At 62.9% G+C, this 22408-nt stretch carries 23 protein-coding genes; 12 read left to right on the top strand and 11 right to left on the bottom strand.

Annotated elements, in window-relative coordinates; all coding sequences use genetic code 11:
• The first annotated feature begins 71 nt into the window (after positions 1 to 71).
• Positions 72 to 1070: an acrylyl-CoA reductase family protein gene (locus tag V3587_RS01360; RefSeq protein WP_283376039.1), complete on the top strand. Its 999-nt coding sequence runs from the start codon at positions 72 to 74 to the stop codon at positions 1068 to 1070.
• A gap of 5 nt (positions 1071 to 1075) precedes the next feature.
• On the opposite strand, the gene V3587_RS01355 is transcribed toward V3587_RS01360, so the two are convergent.
• Positions 1076 to 1627: a ribonuclease H family protein gene (locus V3587_RS01355; RefSeq protein WP_054188389.1), complete on the bottom strand. Its 552-nt coding sequence runs from the start codon at positions 1625 to 1627 to the stop codon at positions 1076 to 1078.
• 45 nt (positions 1628 to 1672) lie between these two features.
• Here V3587_RS01355 and V3587_RS01350 point away from each other — a divergent pair, with 45 nt between their 5' ends.
• From V3587_RS01350 to V3587_RS01340, 3 genes are all read left to right on the top strand, one after another.
• On the top strand, positions 1673 to 2626 hold the full coding sequence (locus tag V3587_RS01350; protein ID WP_030537185.1) for a DNA-3-methyladenine glycosylase family protein: 954 nt from the start codon (positions 1673 to 1675) through the stop codon (positions 2624 to 2626).
• 17 nt (positions 2627 to 2643) lie between these two features.
• Positions 2644 to 3294, top strand: a complete 651-nt coding sequence (locus V3587_RS01345; RefSeq protein WP_003940212.1) for a pyridoxamine 5'-phosphate oxidase family protein — start codon at positions 2644 to 2646, stop codon at positions 3292 to 3294.
• 111 nt (positions 3295 to 3405) lie between these two features.
• Entirely contained in the window at positions 3406 to 3903 is a 498-nt protein-coding gene (locus V3587_RS01340) for a hypothetical protein (protein WP_003940625.1), read from the top strand.
• A 7-nt stretch (positions 3904 to 3910) separates the two neighbouring features.
• Here V3587_RS01340 and V3587_RS01335 read toward each other — a convergent pair whose 3' ends face one another.
• The 5 genes from V3587_RS01335 to V3587_RS01315 form a co-directional block, all read right to left on the bottom strand.
• On the bottom strand, positions 3911 to 4300 hold the full coding sequence (locus V3587_RS01335) for an ArsR/SmtB family transcription factor (RefSeq protein ID WP_003940184.1): 390 nt from the start codon (positions 4298 to 4300) through the stop codon (positions 3911 to 3913).
• 60 nt (positions 4301 to 4360) lie between these two features.
• A complete protein-coding gene (locus V3587_RS01330; RefSeq protein ID WP_050654613.1) occupies positions 4361 to 5557 on the bottom strand; it encodes an acetyl-CoA C-acetyltransferase in 1197 nt (398 codons plus the stop codon).
• A 40-nt stretch (positions 5558 to 5597) separates the two neighbouring features.
• Positions 5598 to 6050 (bottom strand): MaoC family dehydratase, encoded by a 453-nt coding sequence (locus tag V3587_RS01325; protein WP_003940415.1) that lies wholly within the window; start codon positions 6048 to 6050, stop codon positions 5598 to 5600.
• A 67-nt stretch (positions 6051 to 6117) separates the two neighbouring features.
• Positions 6118 to 6864: a GntR family transcriptional regulator gene (locus V3587_RS01320; protein ID WP_042448526.1), complete on the bottom strand. Its 747-nt coding sequence runs from the start codon at positions 6862 to 6864 to the stop codon at positions 6118 to 6120.
• A 31-nt stretch (positions 6865 to 6895) separates the two neighbouring features.
• Positions 6896 to 8047 (bottom strand): acyl-CoA dehydrogenase family protein, encoded by a 1152-nt coding sequence (locus tag V3587_RS01315; RefSeq protein ID WP_003940468.1) that lies wholly within the window; start codon positions 8045 to 8047, stop codon positions 6896 to 6898.
• Positions 8048 to 8247: 200 nt separating this feature from the next.
• On the opposite strand from V3587_RS01315, the gene V3587_RS01310 reads away from it, so the two are divergent.
• Genes V3587_RS01310 through V3587_RS01300 form a run of 3 tightly spaced genes read left to right on the top strand, consistent with a single transcriptional unit; the run spans position 8248 to position 11370 of the window.
• Positions 8248 to 9123, top strand: coding sequence for an HpcH/HpaI aldolase/citrate lyase family protein (locus V3587_RS01310; RefSeq protein ID WP_054188390.1), 876 nt, complete (start codon positions 8248 to 8250; stop codon positions 9121 to 9123).
• Positions 9120 to 10118 (top strand): MaoC family dehydratase, encoded by a 999-nt coding sequence (locus V3587_RS01305; protein ID WP_054188391.1) that lies wholly within the window; start codon positions 9120 to 9122, stop codon positions 10116 to 10118. Before V3587_RS01310 ends, V3587_RS01305 begins: the two co-directional genes overlap by 4 nt.
• A gap of 31 nt (positions 10119 to 10149) precedes the next feature.
• Positions 10150 to 11370 carry a CoA transferase gene (locus tag V3587_RS01300; RefSeq protein WP_054188392.1) on the top strand — a complete coding sequence of 407 codons (1221 nt, stop codon included), beginning with the start codon at positions 10150 to 10152 and terminating at the stop codon, positions 11368 to 11370.
• A 66-nt stretch (positions 11371 to 11436) separates the two neighbouring features.
• Here the strand turns inward: V3587_RS01300 and V3587_RS01295 are convergent, their stop codons facing one another.
• Positions 11437 to 12594: an acyl-CoA dehydrogenase family protein gene (locus V3587_RS01295; RefSeq protein WP_003940617.1), complete on the bottom strand. Its 1158-nt coding sequence runs from the start codon at positions 12592 to 12594 to the stop codon at positions 11437 to 11439.
• Between the two features lie 195 nt (positions 12595 to 12789).
• Here V3587_RS01295 and V3587_RS01290 point away from each other — a divergent pair, with 195 nt between their 5' ends.
• The 5 genes from V3587_RS01290 (at position 12790) to V3587_RS01270 (ending at position 18993) form a co-directional block, all read left to right on the top strand.
• A complete protein-coding gene (locus V3587_RS01290) occupies positions 12790 to 14253 on the top strand; it encodes an MFS transporter (protein ID WP_283376038.1) in 1464 nt (487 codons plus the stop codon).
• Positions 14254 to 14387: 134 nt separating this feature from the next.
• Positions 14388 to 15518, top strand: coding sequence for a thiolase family protein (locus tag V3587_RS01285; RefSeq protein ID WP_003939840.1), 1131 nt, complete (start codon positions 14388 to 14390; stop codon positions 15516 to 15518).
• A 54-nt stretch (positions 15519 to 15572) separates the two neighbouring features.
• Positions 15573 to 16337, top strand: coding sequence for an SDR family NAD(P)-dependent oxidoreductase (locus V3587_RS01280; protein ID WP_283376037.1), 765 nt, complete (start codon positions 15573 to 15575; stop codon positions 16335 to 16337).
• A gap of 41 nt (positions 16338 to 16378) precedes the next feature.
• A complete protein-coding gene (locus V3587_RS01275) occupies positions 16379 to 18034 on the top strand; it encodes a class I adenylate-forming enzyme family protein (protein WP_283376236.1) in 1656 nt (551 codons plus the stop codon).
• A gap of 53 nt (positions 18035 to 18087) precedes the next feature.
• Positions 18088 to 18993, top strand: coding sequence for an NAD(P)H-dependent flavin oxidoreductase (locus V3587_RS01270; protein WP_411742220.1), 906 nt, complete (start codon positions 18088 to 18090; stop codon positions 18991 to 18993).
• Here V3587_RS01270 and V3587_RS01265 read toward each other — a convergent pair.
• From V3587_RS01265 to V3587_RS01250, 4 genes are read right to left on the bottom strand one after another with little or no spacing between them, the layout of a single operon-like run.
• Positions 18990 to 19886: a LysR family transcriptional regulator gene (locus V3587_RS01265; protein WP_003939949.1), complete on the bottom strand. Its 897-nt coding sequence runs from the start codon at positions 19884 to 19886 to the stop codon at positions 18990 to 18992. The two genes, V3587_RS01270 and V3587_RS01265, sit on opposite strands and share 4 nt — an antisense overlap.
• A 3-nt stretch (positions 19887 to 19889) precedes the next feature.
• Positions 19890 to 20792: a LysR family transcriptional regulator gene (locus V3587_RS01260; RefSeq protein WP_283376035.1), complete on the bottom strand. Its 903-nt coding sequence runs from the start codon at positions 20790 to 20792 to the stop codon at positions 19890 to 19892.
• A 30-nt stretch (positions 20793 to 20822) separates the two neighbouring features.
• Entirely contained in the window at positions 20823 to 21635 is an 813-nt protein-coding gene (locus tag V3587_RS01255) for an enoyl-CoA hydratase/isomerase family protein (protein ID WP_283376034.1), read from the bottom strand.
• Complete coding sequence (locus tag V3587_RS01250; RefSeq protein WP_065351440.1) at positions 21632 to 22393, bottom strand: crotonase/enoyl-CoA hydratase family protein; 762 nt, start codon at positions 22391 to 22393, stop codon at positions 21632 to 21634. The genes V3587_RS01255 and V3587_RS01250 overlap by 4 nt, the downstream gene beginning before the upstream one ends.
• Positions 22394 to 22408: the final 15 nt, after the last annotated feature.

Raw genomic sequence — 22408 nt, 5'->3', positions numbered from 1 at the left:
CCCTGTGCGCCTTTCCGGTAGTTCGCACTACCAAAAAGGCGCACAGGGCCGAAGGCCTTTATGTTCGACCCATGACTACTTTCAACGCCTGGGTCGCCCGCGACAGCGACGGCACCATCGACTTCGCCCCCGAAACCGTCGACGAATCCTTCCTCCCGGCAGGTGAGGTCACCATTCGCGTCGAGTACTCGAGCGTCAACTACAAGGACGCGCTCGCGGTCACGCCGAAAGGCGGGGTGGTTCGCGAGTACCCGATCGTCCCCGGCATCGACGTCGCCGGCGAGGTCATTGCCTCCGAGTCCGACGCATTCGCCCCGGGAGACAAGGTCGTCGCACATGGCTACGAGATCGGGACCGCCCGCAACGGCGGCTACGCCGAGATCGCCCGTTTGCCTGCCGAGTGGGTCGTGAAGCTCGACGGCATTTCCACCGCCGACGCTGCCGCGATCGGCACGGCAGGATTCACCGCAGCCATGAGCGTCCAAGCCATTCTGGCCAGCGGAGTGAAGCCAGCCGACGGTCCCGTCCTGGTGACTGGCGCGAGCGGCGGCGTCGGCACCGTCAGCGTCGACCTTCTGGCAAGCGCAGGCTTCGACGTGGTCGCCTCCAGCGGTAAGCCCGGCGCGGCAGACCTTCTGACGTCACTCGGTGCGTCTTCGGTGATCGGCCGGCTCCCCGAGGATCCCGACGCCAAGCCTCGCCCGCTCGGAAAATCTCAGTGGGCGGCGGCCGTCGACTGCGTCGGTGGAAAGACCCTCGCTCACGTTCTGAGCACGATCAACTACGGCGGTGTTGTCGCTGCCAGCGGATTGACCGGCGGCGCCGCGCTGCCTACGACCGTGCTGCCGTTCATTCTCCGCGGAGTCTCACTGCTGGGCATGGACTCGGTATTGATGCCGATCGAACCCCGTCGCGCGCTGTGGACCCGGCTGGGCTCCGACTTGGCCCCACGTCATCTGAAGGAGATCACGAACCTCGTTGCCGTCCGCGACGTCGTCTCGGTGATCGATCAGGTACGCGATGGCAAGTACACCGGCCGGGCGCTGGTTCAGGTTGCCGACGGATTCTGAACCGCTCAGAAAAGTGTGAACAGATCTGCCGGTTCTTCGACCGTCGTGGACTTCTCCTTGTAAGGAGAGTTCACGGCGGTCGGTTCCTTCTTCACCGGGGCAGCAAGCGGGACCGATGCGATGTCCCCCGAGACGATGGCGCGTGCGGCTTCGCCGGCCAGCTTGTCTGCCATTTCGTTGTAGTGGTTGCCGACGTGCCCGCGCACCCAGCGAAAGCGCACCGGACCGACTCGATCGGTGATGGCTCGATCGATACTCTGCACCAGTTCGAGGTTCTTGACCGCCCCGCCGCTCGCGGTCTTCCAGCCCTTGCGCTTCCAACTGGGCAACCATTCGGAAGCGCACTTGATGGCGTACTGCGAGTCGGATTCGATGAGTAGAGGATCAGCACCGGGATGGGCGACGACGGCCTCGAACAGAGCACGCAACTCTGCAATCTGGTTGGTGCCGGACGCTTCTCCGCCGGACATGCTCGGACCCTCGTGATTGACCCACGCCCAGCCGATAGCCCCACCGGGGTTTCGCAGACAGGATCCGTCGGTGCTCACGATGATCATGGCTCGGACAATACGTTGCGCCACCGACACACGCCTTAACGGAGGATGGACGGTGGCGATACGCTGACCTCGATGACGCCGCTATCTCCGGTCGACGAAGTCACGGTGACTTCTCAGCGACCGCTCGATGCCGCGCTGACGCTCAGCCCGCATCAGCGCGGACCCGGCGACCCCGCACATCGACGGTCAGCCGACGGAGCGATCTGGCGAGTTTCCCGCCAACTTTCGGGTCCTGTGACCTACCGCATCACCCAGTCGGATCGCCATACGGTCCGGGTACAGGCCTGGGGTCCCGGCGCCACGGAATTCCTGACCGGCGCCGAAGCGCTGCTCGGTCTCGACGACGAAGCCGAAGATTTTGCCCCCGAACATCCCAAGCTCGCCGAAGCTCATCGACGCTTCCCTCATCTGCGCATCGGCCGCACCGGCCGCGTCATGGAAGCTCTCGTTCCCGCGATCCTCGAGCAACGAGTCCACGGCATCGACGCATTCGCCGCGTGGCGCCGCCTGCTGACCAAGTTCGGGGAGCGCCCACCCGGCCCCGCGCCCGACGGAATGCGGGTTCCACTCACCGCGGACCAATGGCGTCGAATGCCGTCATGGGAATTCCATCGCGCGAACGTCGATCCCGCGAGGTCCAAGACGATCGTTCAGTGCGCTCGCGTCGCCGACCGCCTCGAGCAGGCATCCACGTTCCCCAGGACCGAGGCGACCAAACGGTTGCGAGCGGTACCCGGCGTCGGGATCTGGACTGCCGCCGAAGTGGCTCAGCGTGCATTCGGCGATTCCGATGCACTCTCGGTCGGCGACTACCACCTCGCTGCCGTCGTCGGGTGGTCACTGCTGGGTGAACCGATCGACGACGCCGAGATGGTGCAGTACCTCGCTCCCCTTCAACCGCATCGATACCGCGCCGTGAGGCTCCTGCAGGTCAGCGGGCAAGCCGTCAAACCCAAGTTCGGTCCGCGAACTGCCGTTGCCGACCACCGTTGGCACTGAGCATCAGGAGTTGGAAAATGTCGACCCGATACGCACACATCGCCTTCTCCCCCGCTGCGGTGGAGCGTCAGCGGTCGACCGGAAGTTTCACCGTGTACGGTTCGAAACTCGATCAGCCCGACGAAGGCCCGATGGAATTCGATTTCCGCGCGCAGGGATTCGTGAAATCCGTGGATTCCTTCTTCATGTCCACGGTGACGCCCGACGGTTGGCCGTACGTCCAACATCGCGGCGGCCCGCGCGGATTCCTGCATGTGTTGGGCCCGAATCGAATCGGATTCGCCGATCTCCCCGGCAATCAGCAATTCGTGACGCTCGGCAATCTGGAAGAGAACAATCGCATCTCGCTGTTCGTCATCGATTACCCGACGCGAACGAGATTGAAGATCTACGGGCGCGCGCAGGTGATCGAAGCGGACGAGGACCCTGCACTACTGCAACAGCTCTTGCAAGTCCCCGGCGGCACCATGACGGCAAAAGCCCAGCGTTCCATCGTCATCGACGTCGAAGCGTTCGACTGGAACTGCAGTCGAAACATCACGCCACGCTTCGACAAGGAGCGCATGGACGAATCCCTCGCTCTGGCACGCCAACCCCTGCAAGCCGAGGTAGATCGGCTTACTGCCGAGGTCGAAGAATTGCGTGCGCGGTTGTCGAAAAACGAATGAGACTAGGCGGTTTCAGGGCACTCGGAGTCGGGTAGCCACCAAACACGGCCCGTCGCGCGGAGACGACGGGTCCCGTTGTGCCCGAGGAGGTCCGCACGATCGATCCAGACGGTGGAGTTCTGGTTAACGAACTGCACCGCCACCATTCACGACTGGTTCCACACAGACAGATTGGCCGTCCCCATGAAACTGTCCCGAACTCTCACCATGTCCGTTCTCGTCGTCGCCGCAGTCGGCGCTGGAGCCGGCACCGCGGTCGCAGCGCCCCCGAATGCGGGCTTCGATCCGTCCCAACCCCTACTGACACCGACCGCAGAGTCGAACAGCCAGGCGGCGTTGATGCTCTTCCCCGGTAACGATCCGAAGCAGGCCGCGTTCGACACGATGGCCAACGAGGTCAATATCGGCTGGAACAACGGTGGTCTGCAATCGACCCTGATCGGAGCTAACCTCGGCGTCGGAATCGGCTGCCTGTCGATCTTCCCGAACTTCATCGCCGGCTGCATCGTCGGTGGAGTCATCGGCACGGTTGCCGGAGTCGGCGCAGGAATCACCAACGGAAACCCGAACGCTGCGCCGGCCGTCGAGAAGTTCTTCGCGACTCCTTGAGTAGCGCTCAGCTGTGCGTGTGCCCGGGGGTGGGTGTCTCGTCGTGAAAATGTGTGGCGCCGATCGAATGCAGCAGCTGGTGAACGGTGTCGTCCGCCAGTTGGTATCGCATCGATCGGCCGTCGCGGGTCGCGCTCACCCACCCCTGGCTACGCAGTAGCCGCAGCGCATGTGAGACGGCTGTGCCGCTCATCCCCAGCGCCACGGACAAATCCGTGACGCAGATACCCGGTGCGTGATGAAGGCAGAGCAACAGACGCAGACGATTGGTGTCGGAGAGAAGCTCGAAGCGACCGGACCAACTGGTGACGTCCAAACCCTCGAGTGCGGCCCTGGCGCGACGAACATCCTCGACGCTCAGCGCGCCACTGGTGTCTGCTGCGCCTGCATTCGTCAACCGACTGCCTCCGTAGAACTTCCGATCCCCCGCCGCAAGTGTACCCAGAAGCGAACCTCGTCAGGCAGACTCCACCACGGCCGCCATACCCTGGCCACCGCCGATACACATGGTCAACAGCGCTTTTCCGCCGCCGCGTCGGCCGAGTTCGTGAAGCGCGGTTGTTGCCATACGCGCACCCGTCGCTCCCACGGGGTGCCCGAGCGAGATGCCGGAACCGTTGACGTTCAGGCGATCGAGGTCCTCGAATCCCCATTCCTTCACGACGCCGAGAACCTGGCACGCAAACGCCTCGTTCAGCTCGACCAGATCGAAATCGGCAAAGCGTGCCCCGGTGCGAGCAAACAGTTTCGAGACGGCGGCAACCGGCCCGAGGCCCATCAGCGCCGGTTCACAACCGGCCGCGGCCCAACTGTCGAGGAACCCGATGGGTTCCAGCCCCAGCTCGTCCAGACGATCCTCGGCGACAACCAACATCGCTGCCGCAGCGTCGTTCTGCTGGCTGGCGTTACCGGCGGTCACGACGCCTCCCTCGGTCACCGCACGCAGCCGTGCCAAGGTTTCGAGTGAGGTATCCGGACGAATCCCCTCGTCAGCACGAAACTGTGTGACGTTCCCTTTTCGATCCGTCAGTTCGACGGCGACGATTTCGGCATCGAAGCGGCCGGATTCTCTTGCCAGTGTTGCCTTTCGGTGGCTGTCGACGGCGAAGGTGTCCGACTCTTCCCGCGTGATCCCGCAGCGTGTCGCGACGTTCTCGGCCGTTTCGATCATTCCGCTGATCCGACCGAATCGCCACTCGGGTTGCGAGCGCTCGCGGCCACGATCGAGGCGGTCGAACAGTTGCAGCCCACCGGATCTGGTGCCCCACCGCGCTCCGGTGGTGTAGTGCTCGATCCCGCTCATCGATTCGACGCCACCCGCGAGAACCACGTCGGCCGCACCCGTCTGGACCATCATGGCCGCGGTAACGATGGCCTGCAGACCCGTTCCACATCGGCGATCCGTCTGGAAGCCGGCTACCGAAATCGGCAACCCGGCCTCGAGCGCCGCCCACCTTCCGATGCACGGTGCCTCCGAATTGGCATACGACTGCCCCATCGCGACGTCGTCGATGCGGGACGGATCGATTCCGCTACGACGCACGGTCTCCTTGACGACAGTGGCAGCCAAACTTTCCGCAGGCACGTCACGAAGTGCCCCTCCGAAACGGCCCACCGCGGTTCTGACCGGCGCCACCAATGCTGCTCGTTTCACAACTGACCTCGAATCTCGTTCTGGAAGAATGGAAAAGGATTCAGGAGACCAACAGGCGCACGGTATCCGCCACCAGCGCAGGTTTACCCGCTCCTTCGATTTCGATCGTGTACCGCACGACTATCGTCGCGCCCTTCGCGGTGCGCTCGAAGGAAAGAATCTCCGCACCTGCCCGCACCGAAGAACCGACCTTGACCGGTTCGGGGAATCGCACCTTGTTGCTTCCGTAGTTCACGGTCATGGAGATTCCGTCGACACGCATCACCTGAGCGCCGAGCACCGGCAACAACGAAAGAGTCAGATAGCCGTGGGCGATGGTGCCGCCGTACGGACCCTGCGCTGCGCGCTCGGGATCCACGTGAATCCACTGGTGATCCTCGGTGGCGTCGGCGAACTTGTCGATCCGGTCCTGTGTGACCGGGAACCACGCGCTGTAGCCCAAGTGCTCACCGACAGCCGTCTCCACTTCGTCGATTCCGTTGAAAATTCGCATAGTTCTCTCCTGAAAGGTGTTGAACAGCAAAGAAAAGTGCAGCGCTAATGTGCGCCGCGGCGCAGCGTCAATGTGCGCCGCGGCGCAGCGTGACCCGATACGTGTACTGCTCCGGCAAGAAATAGCTCACCGACAACTCGTTGGCAACGCCCTGCGCGTTGGAGTACAAACGGTCCACCCGCAACATGGCGTGGCCGATTTCGCAATCGACGTCCCTGGCAACGTCCGCCGTGGCCGGGGACACCGTGATCGATTGTGCTGCTTCGACAATCGGACTGTCGATCAGCGGTTCCAGCAAGCCGATCACCGTATTGGCGCTCACCGCACCGGCCGCCATGGCGGGCAGGTCGATGATCTGCCGCGCGATCGCCTCCGGCAGATGCGCCGTCGTCTGCACGAACGGAACTCCCTCGTGTATCCGCCGGAAGACCACGGTGTACACGACGTCGGTGTCGAGCCGAAGCCGACTGGCCGCCTCGATGTCCACGCGCCGGTGCAGCGGTGACACCACTTCCATCGTCGTGTCCCGCGAAAGGTTCATGAGATCTTCGATGGATCCGAGATGACGGAGATAGCGGCCGCTGTTCTCGGTCACGAACGTTCCGCGCCCGGGTACTCGGTACACGATGCCCTCGGCAACCAGATCGTGAAAGGCTCGGCGGACCGTCTGCCGACTCACGCCGTGATGCTGCGCCAGTTCGGATTCGGTGGGCAGTTGAATGCCGTCGCGGTAGGTACCGGCAGAGATCTGCTGACGAAGCTCACGAGAGAGGCGTTGGTACGCCGGCTCCGTCTCTCTTTCCTTACCGCTCATAGCGACATGATCCTACTTGCTCACCGGTCCGTCACAGACCGCCGCGGGCAACCAGCTGCGAAACGATCACGTTGCGCTGAATTTCGTTGGTTCCCTCCCCGACGATCATCAGTGGTGCATCACGGAAATACCGCTCGACGTCGTACTCCGTCGAGTAGCCGTAACCGCCGTGGATGCGGACGGCGGACAAAGCGATTTCCATCGCCACCTCGGAGGCGTACAGCTTGGCCATGCCTGCCTCCATGTCGCACCGCTCGCCGCTGTCGTACATCTGCGCCGCGTGCCACGTCAGCTGCCGTGCGGCCGTCAGCTTCGTTGCCATGTCGGCGAGGTAATTGCCGATCGACTGGTGCTTCCAGATCGGCTGGCCGAAGCTCTCGCGCTGCTGCGCGTAGGCAAGTGAATCCTCGAGTGCGGCCGTGGCGACGCCCAGTGCGCGGCAAGCCACCTGTATACGGCCGGTCTCGAGCCCCTTCATCATCTGCCCGAAACCCTTTCCGGGAGTACCGCCCAGAATGGCCGACTCGGAGATGCGGTAATTGTCGAAGGACAGTTCACAACTCTCGACGCCCTTGTATCCGAGCTTCGGGAGGTCGCGGGAGACGGTCAGCCCTTCGCCGTGCTCGACGAGAACGATCGAGATGCCCGCATGACGAGGGCTTGCGCTTGGATCGGTCTTGCACAGCAAGGCGATCACGCCGGATCGGCGGGCATTGGTGATCCATGTCTTGGCGCCGTTGACGACCAGATCTGTGCCGTCGCTCTTGGCGTTGGTTGTCATGGCCTGCAGATCGGAACCTCCGCCGGGCTCGGTGAGGGCCATCGTTGCCCGGATCTCGCCGGTTGCCATTCGCGGCAGGTACTTCACCTTCTGTTCTTCGGTACCGAACAGCGAGATGAGCTTGGCGACCACAGTGTGCCCGCCCATCGCTCCCGCCAGGGACATCCATCCGCGCGACAGTTCTTGCGTCACCTGCGCATAACAGGGCATGGACACCGGCGATCCGCCGTACTCCTCGGGAATCGCGAGCCCGTAGATCCCGATCTGCTTCATCTGATCGATCCACTTCTCGGGATACTCGTTCGCGTGCTCCACCTCCTGGACCGTGGGCTTGACCTCTCGGTCGACGAACCGGCGCACGGTTTCGATCAGGAATGTCTCTTCGTCGTTGAGCTTGAGCATGAATCCGCCTCGACTTGAAATAAGTTTGTACGGCCATATTTCGATATTGTTCGCGCAATGTCAATACCGCGCCTTGACATCGATACGCAGCAACTGCCAGCATCGAGGCAGTTCCGTGCACATCAACGCCGTTCACGGCAGCTCATCCACTTCACAACTGGCCGTACATTTGATTTCCAGATCGAGGTAATCGACACACTATGGACGAGAACCACTACCGCGCCACCAGACGTCGCGCGTCCCTGGTCGCGCCGGGTTCAGACGAGCGCAAGGCACGCAAAGCACTCTTCTCGAACGCAGACGAGGTGATTCTCGACCTCGAAGATGCCGTCACTTCGGCGAACAAGGACCTGGCGCGAACCCTCGTGAGCACCTTGGTGCACGAGTTCGGTAGGGCGCGCACCATCTCGGTCCGAATCAACGGCCTGACCACACCATGGGCCCGCGACGACCTGATCGCCTGCGGCGCCCTCGGAGAATCGCTGACGAGCGTGATCGTCCCGAAGGTCGAGTCCGCCGACGAACTACTCGAGGCCGAGCACATCCTCTTCACTGCCGGTGGGCACCACACCACCCTGCAAGCCCTGATCGAAACTCCGCTCGGCGTCCAGAATGCCGACTCCATCGCCCGCGCGACTCCTCGTCTCCAAGCCGTGATCATCGGATACGCCGATCTCGGTGCAGCGCTCGGCCGTTCACGCTCGGCACTGCCTGAACACTGGCTTGCCGTCCAGGACAGAATCCTGATCGCCTGCCGCGCAGCCGGCGTCGCAGCCATCGACGGGCCCTTTCTCGGCATCACCGACGACGACGCTTTCCGCCGCGCCGCGCACTGGACCAGCGCTCTCGGGTTCGACGGCAAATGGGTCATCCACCCGGCGCAGATCGACTCGGCCACTACCGCATTCACTCCTTCGGACGACGCCGTCAATGACGCCCGACGGGTACTGACCGCACTCGAAGAAGCCGAAACCCTGGGTTCGGGTGCCGCCCAACTCGACGGCCAGATGCTCGACGAAGCTGTGGCCGTGGCAGCGCGTCGTACGCTTGCCCGAGCCGAAGGAGTCACCGTATGAGCGAGCACTACGTGGGAGGCCCGTACTTCGACGAGCTCACCCATGGTCAGATCTTCGACGAAGCCCCCGCGGTGACGTTGACCAGTGGACTCGCCGCCTCCCATCAGGCGATCCTCGGTGACCGCATGCGCTTGCCTCTCGACGCACACTTGTCGTCGAGCGTCACGGGTTCCGTTGCACCAGTGGCGAATCCAGGACTGGTCACCGACATCGCCATCGGCCAGTCAACCGTGGTCACACACCACGTCAAGGCGAACCTCTTCTACCGTGGACTGCGATTCCACCGTTTCCCGGTACTCGGCGACACTCTGTACACGCGCACCGAGGTTGTCGGTCTACGCGAGAACTCGGCCAAGCCGGGACGCGGCGCCACCGGACTTGCCGCGCTACGGATGACGTCTGCTGATCAGAACGGCAACACGGTCCTCGACTTCTACCGCTGCGCCATGCTCCCCCTGAGCCCCGACCCGATCGAGACGAGAACTCGCCACGCCGACGACCTCGGGGCGATCGGTCCGTCCGAACCGGCTCCGTACGTATCACCTGACGGTTGGGACCTCGACACGTATCGAGAGCGGGTACCCGGCAGGCACTTCGATTCCGATTTGGTGGGCTCCGTCTTCCACAGCAGCGGCGACGTCGTCTCCAGCGCACCCGAACTTGCCCGGCTGAGCTTGAACATCGCAGCGACGCACCATGACGATCGCGTCGGCGCCCACGGTCGCCTCGTCTACGGCGGCCACACCATCGGGATCGCACTCGCCCAGGCGACTCGCGCTCTGCCCAACGTGGTGACGGTTCTCGGGTGGCACTCGTGCGATCACACCGGACCCGTTCACGAGGGCGATACCCTCACGAGCGAACTGCACGTCGAAAACTCGTCGCCCCTCGAACACGGAACCGCAGTGCAACTGCGTTCGCTCGTGTTCTCCCACAATGCTTCTGCAACACAAACTCCGGTTCTCGACTGGCGTTTCACCGTGTTGATGGCATGAGCACACACTCTTCTATCACGGAGGACCACACATGACTCAGAGCCCAGGCCCGCTGTCCGGGCTTCGCATCGTCGAGGTCTCGAGCTTTGTCGCCGCGCCGCTGTGCGGACTGACGCTCTCCCAACTCGGCGCCGAGGTGATCCGGATCGACCCGATCGGAGGTGCCTCCGATTACAACCGCTGGCCCGTCACAGACAAGGGCGAGAGCATCTACTGGACCGGACTCAACAAAGGCAAACGGTCACTGTCAGTGGACATGCGCGCCGAACGCGGCCAAGAACTGATACGCCAACTGGTCACGGCGCCGGGACCTGGCGGCGGAATCCTGGTCACCAACGCCGGCGGCCGTAAGTGGATGAGCCACGACTCCCTGGCCCAGTTGCGTAGCGACGTCATCACCCTCGAGATCCTCGGACGCCGCGACGGCAGCCCCGGAGTCGACTACACGGTCAACGCCGCCTTGGGATTTCCACAGATCACCGGCCCCGCCGACTACGCCGGAGTTGTCAACCACGCACTGCCCGCCTGGGACGTCGCATGCGGGCTCTACGCCGCCCTGTCGATCACTGCCGCAGTGCGCCAACGTGACTCGACCGGACATGGATCTCGGATCACGCTCCCACTCGAAGACGTCGCATTGGCCACCGCGGGAACCCTCGGTTACCTCACCGAGGTACAAGTGAACGGTCGCAGTCGCGAGTCCGGCGGAAACGCCGTCTACGGCACGTACGGAATCGATTTCGTCTCCAGCGACAACGAACGGTTCATGATCGTTGCACTCACTACCCGCCATTTCCGCGACCTTGCGTCGGTCACCGGCACCACGGCGGCTGTCGACGCTGTCGAAGCTGCGCTCGGAGCCGACTTCTCCACCGAAGCGGATCGCTACCGTCATCGAGAGGTACTCACTGCTCTGTTCTCACATTGGTTCCGGGAACACAGCGGCGCCGAGATCGCTGCAGCGCTGGACACATCGTCGGTTCTGTTCGAGAGGTACCGCAGTTTCGAGGAAGTGGTGAAATCTGGCGAACTGGAGAACAACCCGATGTTCTCCGCACTCGATCAACCTCGAATCGGAAGCTACCTGGCTGCCGCCAATCCTGCCTCGTTCGACGGCGCACACCTGGGTACCGGACCCGCCTCCGAGGTCGGCGGCGATTCGATCGCGGTGCTCGCCGACATCCTCGGAACCAACGCCGATCACGCCTCGACGCTGATCGCGGACGGCGTGGTCGGGGTTCCGGCGAACTGACCTACCCGGAAGATGTTTTCGGCCTCGGAACACTTGTTCCGAGGCCGACAACATGTCGAGAGTGCGTCAGAGACCAAGATCCTTCGCGATGATGGTCTTCATGACTTCACTTGTGCCACCGTAGATTCGTGTGACACGCGTGTCTGCGTAAAGACGCGCGATGGGATACTCGGTGATGTAGCCGTACCCGCCGTGCAATTGGAGGCACTTGTCGATCACTCGACCTGCCGCCTCGGTGCAGAACAGTTTCGCCTTCGCTGCGTCGGGAATCGTCAGAGTGCCGCGGTCATGACATTCGAGTGCGTTGTCGGACACCAGCTGGATGGCATCAACCTCGGTAGCGCATTCGGCCAGAACGAATTTGGTGTTCTGGAAGGCCGCGACCGGCTTGCCGAACACCTTGCGGTCCTTGACGTAGTCGATGGCAAAGCGAAGCGCTGCACTGGCAGTGGCGGCCGCTCCGAACGCGATGGTCAACCGCTCCTGAGCCAGGTTGTGGGTCAGATAGCTGAAGCCGTCGCCCTCTTCTCCGAGTCGGTCCTCGACGGGCACCTTGACGTCGACAAACGAAAGCTCCGCAGTGTCGGAGGTCTTGAGCCCGATCTTGTTGATCTTGCGCCCCACCGAGTATCCGGGCGACGACGTATCGATCACCAGAATCGACAACCCCGTGCGCCGGTTCTCCGCTGTGCTGGGCGCGGTACGGCACACCACCAGGACGCGGTCGGCAAGTACTCCACCGGTGATGAACGTCTTGGAACCATTGACCACGTAGTGCGTACCGTCCTCCGACAGCTTGGCCGTGGTCGCGATGTTCGCCAGATCCGATCCTGTTCCCGGTTCGGTCATCGCAATCGCGAACATCAGATCTCCGGAAGCGAAGCCCGGCAACCAGCGGCTCTTCTGTTCTTCGTTCGCGTACTCGAGCAGGTAGGGCAGGATCAGGTTCGTATGCACCGACTGCGAGCCGAATGACGCCCCGGCGGCAGCAACTTCCTCGGCGACGACGACGTTGAACTTGAGCGACTTCTCGCCGCCTCCGCCGTATTCTTCCGGCACCTGAATTCCGAGTACGCCCAGCTCTCCGAGTCGTCGGTAGAAGTCACGGGGCGGGTGACCGTCCTCTTCCCACTTCTCGTGGACCGGGGTTACTTCCTTCGCGATGAAATCGCGAACGGTTGCCCGGAATGCCTCGTGATCCTCGTTGAACACGGTGCGCTGCATGTATGAACTCCAGTCGGTCAAGGGGACAGGGTGATCCTGATCTCACCTTGCCTCAATGTTCCGCATTCGATCCAACACTCATCGGCTATGCGTCCGATAGGGCGTACCAATATGGCCTGACCTGCGATACATAGGCAACCGCTATCGTTCCGATCATCGACGCGACATTGCTCAAAGTGATCCAGAACACGTTGAATGAGTCAGCCGGCAAACACACCACCATCGATCGCTTCGAGGCCGCGCTTCGAGCACGATCGCATCCGCCCACCAGTCTCGAAGGGACACCACGTGACCCCCATCGCGCCACAGCGTAACGACGTCCAGCCCGAAGCAACAGCAACGCCAGATTCGTCAGCAGTTCCCGTCTTCGGTACCCGCAAGCGTGCGTGGACGATGACCGGGCTCGTCGTTTTCCTCTACATCGTCAACTACGCGGACAAGGCAGTCCTCGGAATCATCGCTCAGCCCCTCGCTCGTGAGCTCGGACTGAAGTCTTCGCAAATCGGCATGGTCGGCTCGCTCTTCTTCCTGATGTTCTGCATCGGTGGATTCCTCGCCGGACCGCTCAACAAGTACCTGACCCTGCGTTGGGCGCTGTTGATCCTGGCCGCAATCTGGTCCGTGGTCATGCTCCCCCTCGTTCTCGGCGCCAGCCTCGCGATGTTGATCGTCTCGCGCATGCTCCTCGGATTTGCCGAAGGCCCCAGTTCGGCGCTGATGCACACCGCGGCGTACTCGTGGCACCCGCCGGCCAAGCGCGGCCTTCCCGGCGCAATGCTCGCCGGATCCGCCTCTGTCGCAAAGATCGCCCTCGCGCCGGTACTGACCTTCATCGCCGTTCATTACGGCTGGCGCGCAGCAGTTCTCTCGCTCTCCGTTCTCGGTCTCGTGTGGATGGGTTGCTGGCTGGCCGGTTGGTCCGAGGGCCCGTACACGAGCAAGGCCGTCAAGGCGACCAAGACTGCAGATACAGAAGCAACCGAGGCAGCCGGGACAGCCACGAAGGCGGTCACCGAGCCCAACGTTCCGTGGCGCAAGATCCTGCTCTCCCGCACCTTCGTCAGCTGCTGCTTCCTCATCGCGACCATCTACGCGCTGACCACCGTCGTTCTCACCTGGTTGCCGTCGTACTTCGAGGTCGGCCTCGGATACAGTGCGATGCAAGCCGGTTCGATGTTCGCGCTGCCCTCGATCGTCGGTCTCGTCCTCATGATCACCTCCGGTTCCGTCACGGACAAGTTGATCGGCCGCGGCTTCACCTCTCGTACGGTTCGCGTCATCGTTCCCTGTGTCGGCGTTCTGATCTGCGGATCGATTCTCCTGTTCCTGCCACAGATCTCCACCCCCATCGTCGCTGTCGCCATGGTCTCGATCGGCTACGGGTTCTCGGCAATCACCTTCCCGCTCATCAACGCTGCGATCTCGGAGCTGTGCCCGCCGCAGCAGACTGCCGGAACGATGGGATTCTTCCTCGCCATCATGTCGATCGGTGGCCTGATTGCTCCTTACGCAACGGGAGTCATCGTGGACAACGCTGCAACCCCGGCCGACGGCTACGCCCAGTCCTTCCAGGCAATCGGCGTCATCGGAGTGATCGCCGCGGTTCTGGTCCTCGTCTTCGCCAATCCCGAGCGCGATCGCAAGCTCATCCGAGGCTGAGTACTCCACGTATAGCCATTCGCTAACAAAGCCATTCACCGAAAGACATTGCCGGGTCGACCCGCTCGTGATCGACTCGAGACACGCCCCGACCGCACAGTCGCAGAACCGGGCACGAACAGCAGGAGAGATACATGCGAGATGCCGTCATCGTCGACGCAGTACGTACACCGATCGGCCGTCGCGGCCGCGCCCTCTCGGAGATCCATCCGGCCGAGTTGTCCGCCCATGTACTGCGTGCGCTCGCTGAACGGACCGGACTCGACGCGGCGACGGTCGACGACGTGATCTGGGGTTGCGTCAGTCAGGTCGGCGAGCAGGCCGGAAGCATCGCCCGCACAGCGGCACTCGCTGCCGGCTGGCCCGACAGCGTTCCCGGCGTCACACTGACCCGGGCCTGCGGATCGAGCCAGCAGGCAGTTTCCTTTGCTGCGGCCACCGTCATCTCCGGTCAGAACGACGTGGTCGTAGCCGGAGGCGTCGAATCGATGTCACGAGTACCGATGGGTACCGCCAGCAAGAACGGTGAGCATTTTCCGGCTTCGGTACTCGAACGCTACGGGGTGGACGGTTTCAGCCAGGGGACCGGCGCCGAGATGATGGCCCGGAAATGGGCACTCACACGAACAGCTCTGGACGAATACTCCCTCCGCTCACACGAACTCGCGGCCCGTGCCACCGATGAAGGGGCATTCACCGGGCAGATCACTCCGATCGCGGGCTTGTCCCAGGACGAAGGCATTCGGCGAGGCGGAAGTGTGGAGTCGCTCGCGAAGTTGCCCCCGGCCTTCGACGCCGACGGTGCCATCCACGCCGGCAACTCTTCTCAGATCTCCGACGGGGCGGGCGCCACACTCGTCACGACCAGCGAGTACGCCCGGGCACGTGGGTGGAAGCCGCTCGTTCGTATTCACACCGCAGTGGTCGCAGCCGACGACCCGGTCATCATGCTCACCGGTCCGATTGCCGCCACCGCAAAGGCATTGGATCGCTCCGGATTGTCCATCGACGACATCGGCGCCTTCGAGATCAACGAGGCATTCGCCCCCGTCCCGCTTGCCTGGCAGGCTGAAACCGGCGCAGCCATCGATCGTGTGAATCCGCTCGGCGGCGCTATCGCGGTCGGCCACCCACTCGGCGGATCAGGTGCGATCTTGATGACTCGCCTGGCACATCACATGCGCGACAACGGAATTCGCTACGGTCTCCAGTCGATGTGCGAGGCCGGCGGCATGGCCAATGCGACCATTCTCGAATTGATCTGACCCGACAACGCTTTCGGGCCGACACGTCATCCAGCAGGAAAGAAGAATTGATCCATGAAACTCGAGGGACTTTCCACCGCGATCACCGGCGGCGCTTCAGGCCTCGGCCTGGCAACCGCTCGACGGCTGCTCGACGCCGGAGCGCAGGTCACGTTGATCGATCTGCCTTCGTCCGACGGTAAGCAGGTGGCGGCCGATCTCGGTGCTGCCGCACAATTCGCCCCGGCCGACGTCACCGACAGCGAACAATTCGCCGAAGCACTCGACGCGGCGCACGAGCGCAGCGGCCTCCGCGGCGTCGTCCACTGCGCGGGCGCCGGGCGTCGTATGCGCATTCTCGACAAGGACGGAAAAGCCGGATCGGTCGAAGATTTCGAGTTCGTCGTCAAGCTGAATCTTGTCGGTTCGTTCAACGCACTCCGTCTCGGCGCCGAGCGGATGGCGGAACTCGACGCAGTGGACGGTGAGCGAGGTGCCATCATCATGACGGCGTCGGTCGCAGCATTCGAAGGTCAGATCGGTCAGATCAACTACACAGCGTCCAAAGCCGGCATCGTCGGTATGACGGTCACCGCTGCCCGCGATCTCGCCAGCCGCGGAATCCGCGTAAACACCATTGCTCCCGGCATCATGGACACTCCCCTGCTGGCGCGCCTACGCGAAGACGTGCGCACGGCCCTCGAAGCCTCTGTTCCCAATCCCTCACGACTGGGTCGTCCGGACGAGTTCGGCCAGCTCGCCGTCTCGATGCTCGAGAACGGCTACCTCAACGGCGAGACCATCAGACTCGACGGCGCTATCCGAATGGCTCCCCGGTGACGGGCACCAGCGTGATCGCCAATCCACAACTGCGGCACAACATGCAATACCCGGATACCACCATGGCGTACTGGGCGCCCAGCATGGCGGCGCTCTACGGTGACCGCCTCGCCGTCGTGGAAGGCGAGCGTACGTGCACCTTCCGCGAACTCGGTCAGCGCAGTGCGCAATTCGCCGGCGCACTGCGGCAAGCCGGGGTGGGCGTCGGCGACGTGGTGTTGATGCACCTCGGGAACTGCGTCGAGTTCCTCCAGGCTTACTACGGATGCCTACAGGCCGGGGCGACAGTCACATTGGTCAACCCACTGCAGCCAGAGCTCGGCCTGCGCAAGCAGATCGAAGAGACGTCCGCCGTTGCTGCAGTGACTCAGAGTTCGCAGCTGCACGTACTGCTCGCGGCCGCTTCAGGAACCTCCGTGCGTACGATCGTGATGGTCCAGGACACCGAGGGCGCGCTCGACACACCGGAGTCGGTCGTCGCATTCGACTCCTTCATCGCCGATCTACCCACCGAATTCACCCCTGCCTCGGTTCGTAGCGACGACATCGCACACATCGCGTTCACCGGCGGAACCACCGGAGTCTCCAAAGGTGTTCGTGTTCTTCACCGCAACGTCGTCGGCAACATCACGCAGATGTGTGGGTGGAGAACCGGTCACGAGTTGGAAGCAGGTCCTGACGGTCTCGTCACGCCTCGACGCATCGACGGCCTCGACGTGCTCGGTCCGACGCCCGGGACCGGGGCGACCATCGTGGTCTCCCCGCTCTTCCACGCACATTCGTTGCTCAACACGTCGTTCCTGTTGATTTCCGGTCTCACCCAGGTGTTCGCCGGTCGGTTCGAACCCGGCCGGATGCTCGAGCTGATCGAAAAGCACGAGGCCACCTATCTCACCGGGTCTCCCGCCATGTGGCACGCACTGTCGGTTCATCCCGACGCTACGGTGCGCAACACCGACAGCGTGTGCGTCGTGTCTTCGGGTGCCGCCCCGATCGACAGTGTCACGCTCGCCGCACTCCGCCGGGCATTTCCCAAAGCGCTCGTCGTCGAAGGGTACGGGCTGACCGAGGCCACCTGTGTGGTCACGGCCGCTCCGCTGATCAACGGCTCGGAATATCGGCAGAGCAGCGTCGGCCTCCCGATCTTCGACACCGAAATCCAGATTCGCGATCAGCTCGACCGGAAGACCGTTCTGGGCGAGAACGAACGCGGCGAACTGTGGGTGCGTGGGCCTCAGGTCACCGACGGCTATCTCGGACACCCGGAAACCACCGCAGAACAGTTCGTCGACGGCTGGTTGGACACGGGAGACATCGGGTACCTGGACTCGGACGGATACCTCTTCATCTGTGACCGGGCCAAGGACATGCTCATCTACAAGGGGTACAACGTCTATCCGCGGGAACTCGAAGAGATTCTGGTTTCGCACCCGGCGATCTCGACTGCTGCGGTTGTCGGCCGCGAAGTGGGGAGCAACGGCCAGGAGCCCGTAGCCTTCGTGGTGATGATTCCGGGCGCCGAGTTCGACGCCGAGCAGATCAAGGCGTTTGTCGCCGAGCAGGTGCTGCCGTACAAGAAGATTCGCGAAGTCGTCGAGGTAGAACTCCTTCCGACATCGGCTGCCGGTAAGGTCCTCAAGACCGACCTCCGCTCGAGACTTCTCGAATCCGTCGATCAGAAAGGCGGTTCCAGGTGACGACCTTCGCAGACCTGACGTCGCAACTGCGTGTCCCGGTTCTCGCTTCACCGATGTTCATCATCTCGACTCCTGACCTCGTCATCGCGCAGTGCACCTCTGGCATCATCGGGTCCTTCCCGGCACTGAATGCTCGTCCGCAGTCGGCACTTCGGGATTGGCTCAAACTGATCACCGTGGCTCGTGAGGAACATGATCGTGAGCACCCGGAGAATCCGTCGGCGCCATTTGCCGTCAACCTCATCGTCCACCGGTCCAACAACCGCCTGGAAGAGGATCTGGCGACCATCGCCGAGTTCGAGGTTCCGATCGTCATCACGTCCCTCGGCGCTCGCACCGACATCAACGACGCAGTCCACGCATACGGCGGAATCGTTCTCCATGACGTCATCGACAATCGCTTTGCACGCAAGGCGATCGAGAAGGGCGCCGACGGACTGATCGCGGTAGCTGCCGGGGCCGGTGGCCATGCCGGTAGGCAGTCGCCGTTTGCCCTGATTCGGGAGATTCGTGAGTGGTTCGCCGGTCCACTGCTGTTGTCAGGTGCCATCGCTCATGGTGATTCGATTCTCGCTGCGCTCGCGGCCGGGGCCGATTTGGCATACGTCGGATCAGCTTTCATCGCAACCGAAGAGGCTAACGCGGATCCTGCGCACAAGGAGATGATCGTGGATTCAGGGGCCTCCGACATCGTCTATTCCAACCTGTTCACCGGAGTACACGGAAACTACCTGCGGGGCAGCATCGTTGCCGCCGGCTTGGACCCCGACAACCTGGCCGAATCCGATCCATCCGCAATGAGTTTCGCGACCAACGACACCGATACCAAGGCCTGGCGTGACATCTGGGGCGCCGGACAGGGCATCGGAGCGATCGACGCAGTCCTTCCGACGCATGCAGTAGTAGAACGTCTCGCCGCCGAGTACTCTGCCGCGCGAGAACGTATCTGCCGACTCTAGTGCTGTGACCGGCGTTCGTCGGACAGGTACTCGTGGATCAGGTTCACGAATACCTGTCCCACCGGCGACAACGTCGAGGGGTCGAAGGCGAGACCGTACGCACGCAGGAATCTCGGCTCGCAGGCCCGTTCCACCACCTGACCAGGCATCGATTTCGCCACCGAGCGCTCGACCAACGAACCGCCGAGTCCGGCGATGACCATCGGGAGCCGCGACTCCCGTTGCTCGGTCACCACCGCGAGTTCCGTTCTGGTACCGGCCTTTCGGATCGAATCTTCGATCGCGTCACCCATCGCTGCCCCGCGAGGAACGAATACCATGGGAATGTCCGGCATTTCCGAAAGGCGTACCGGCCCCTCGGGTAGTTCTGTTCCAGCCGGGTAGACCAGGCGGTATTCCTGCTCCCCCAATTCGACGATTTCGAGCCCTTCGCCCGCCTCGAGCGGCAGATGAGCCACCGCGAATTCGCAGTGGCCGTCCCGGATGAGACTTTCCAGATTGTCCTCACGCTCGAGTTCCGAGAATCTGACTCGTGCTTGCGGATACCGTCGACAGAACTCCGCAATCAGATCGACGATCGTCCCCGAGGTCAGTGCAGGGAAAGCCATGATGTCGAGGCGACCGACGATGGCGCCATCGGATGCCGTCAACTGTTCAGCCGCCGCAGCTACGTCTCGCAAAACCTGTCGACTCGGGCCGACCAGACTGCGACCGGCAGCACTGAGCACCATGCCGCGCCCGATGCGATGGAACAGCCTTACTCCCAGTTCACGTTCGAGCCCGCGCAACGCTTGTGACACGGTCGGCTGAGCAACGCCGAGAGCCGCTGCGGCGCCGTTGATCCCCTTGTTCTCGACCACTGCGAGGAAGTACTCCATCTGCCGGAACTCCACAGTTCACTCCTCTTCCGTGGACGGAACGGCGGAGGTGGCCATTTCCGCAGCCGTCGCGATGAATGCAGCGGCCGCCGGGGATTGCTCGCCCGAGCGATAGACGATACCGACGTCGCGTGTCAGCGGCGGATCGAAGGAGAAGGCGCAGACGTCTGTCATCTGCTGTTGTGCAACCCTTCTCGGCACTACAGTGGCGCCGATTCCGCGGCGAACCAGTTCCCACGTGGTCACAGGGTGGACACAGTCCACGACTACGTTCTCGGCGCCTTCGCTGAGCAAGCCCCGGAACTGATTCGATTGATCACCGAGATCGACCACAAGCGGCAAACTGTGCAAGAGCGCTCGCGGAACCGGATCCGCCAACGGCGTTGCAAGTCGGCCGGACAACGACGCATGGGTGGCGAGCACCAACTCCTGAGTGGCAATCGGAGCCGTGACCAAACCTTCGTACCCGATACTCAGATCGGTGACGCCGACCTCGGCCGACCCTCGCCGCAACGCATTGTCGACCCCGGCCGGGCCGTACGTGTCGAGAACACGCACGACGATCTTCGGGAAGTTGGCCCGGAATCGCCGGACCAACTCGACCATCGGATCGATCGAGAACGCCGAGTACGAGACGACGTCGACACGACCGAACTCGAGTTCGCGAACGGCGGTCACTTTCGCCTTCGCGCGCTCGACGTCGGCAAGGATTTTCCTGGCCGCGAGATCGAACGTGCGGCCCGCGTCGGTAAGAACCAACCGCCTGCCCGTCCGGTCGAACAGCGTGGCGCCGAGTCGACGCTCGAGCGTACGAATTGCCTGTGACAGCGAGGGCTGCGAAATGTAGAGAGCCTGAGCGGCCTTCGTTATCCCACCGTGGTCGACAACAGCGACGAAGTAGGTGACGAAGTGCAGATCCACTCATCCATCATACGACCAGCGATCCGTCGCTCACTCCACCCGAGTTGCCCCTGGTACGGCCCACTCTCCGGTGAAGATCGGCTCCCGCTTTTCCACGAAGGCACGAACCGCGTCGGTGGCATCCGTCGCAAAATTGACCGCTTGCGCCCTCGCCTCGTTGTCCAAGGCCTCCCGCAACGAGAGGGAGGTGTGACGTTCGAGCATGGCGGCAGACTGACTCAGTGCGGCCGGCGGGCCGGCGGCGAGCCGCTGCGCCAGTGTTGACGTGTGTTCGTCCAGCTCGGCCGGTTCGACCAGATAAGTCACCAACCCGAGCTCGTAGGCTTCCTGTGCGTCGATCGTCTCGGCAAGCATCACCAGTCGCTTGGCTTGTTGGAGGCCGACCAGTCTCGGCAGGATCCACGAACCACCGAAGTCGACAGACAACCCCCGTTTGGCAAAGATCTGGCTGAACTTCGCACCCTTGGCCGCCACGACGAAGTCGCAGAGCAACGCCATGTTCCATCCGGCTCCGACGGCAAACCCGTCGACCTTCGCCACCAGAGGTTTGGAAAACTCACTCAGTGCGATTGCCGTTGCGTTGATGACACGCATGCGATCGAGCGGGTGCGACGAGCCACGCTTGTCCAGATCGGAGCCCGCGCAGAAGGTCCCATCCGCGCCGGTCAGGATCACCGAGCGAATCTGCGCGTCCTCTTGAAGTTCGAGGACTGCTTCACGTAGAGCGATCCAGGCGTCGAGATCGAGAGCGTTGCGGCGGTGCGGCCGACAGAGAACAATCGTCGCGACAGCACCGTCTCGTTCGATGCTTACGGCCGCACGCTCGATCGTCTCGGCACTCATGAACCACTCCACACGGGAGAGCGCTTCTCGGCAAATGCCGTGGCGCCCTCCTTGGCATCACGAGAGGTGAAGACCGGATCGATGAATTCGCGTTGCGCGACAAAGGCATCCGGATCGGTGTACTTGGCGGACATTGCCAGTACCTGCTTGGTCGCGCGAACAGCCAGTGGACCGTTAGCCGCTACTCGGGCCGCAAGCTCGCGTGCGACGGTCAGCGCGTGTCCCGGTTCGGCGAGCCGATTGACCAAGCCGTGATGATGCGCCACGGTGGCACTGAGTGGATCCCCCGTGATCGCGATTTCCATGGCCAACTGATACGGAAGAATTTTCGGCAGACGTAGGAGTCCGCCGGCGGCCGCGGCAAGTCCCCGCTTCACTTCGGGCAGGCCGAATTTCGCGTCCGTGGACGCCACGATCAAGTCGGCCGCCAAGGCCAGTTCGCAACCGCCGGCGAGTGCCCAACCTTCGACGGCTGCGATCAGCGGCTTCGACGGCGGTGCCTCGGTCAGACCGGCAAAACCACGACCCGGTAGCGATGGCCGCTCTCCGCGCGCAAATCCCTTCAGATCCATACCGGCGCAGAAGGTTCCACCAGATCCGGTCAGAATGCCGATGGTGAGATCGGCCCGTTCCTCGAACTCGTCGATGGCCGCAGCCAAGGCTTCGGCAAGTTCGAGATTGACCGCGTTCTTGGCCTCGGGACGATTGAGGGTGATGACGGCAACGCCGTCGGCGAAGTCGGTGAGCACGACGCTCATGTTCGGTTCCTACTT

The sequence above is a fragment of the Rhodococcus sp. IEGM 1306 genome, from assembly GCF_036541985.1.
GTDB classification, from domain to species: Bacteria; Actinomycetota; Actinomycetes; order Mycobacteriales; family Mycobacteriaceae; genus Rhodococcus_F; species Rhodococcus_F qingshengii.
This window is presented reverse-complemented; position numbering and strand designations above follow the sequence as displayed.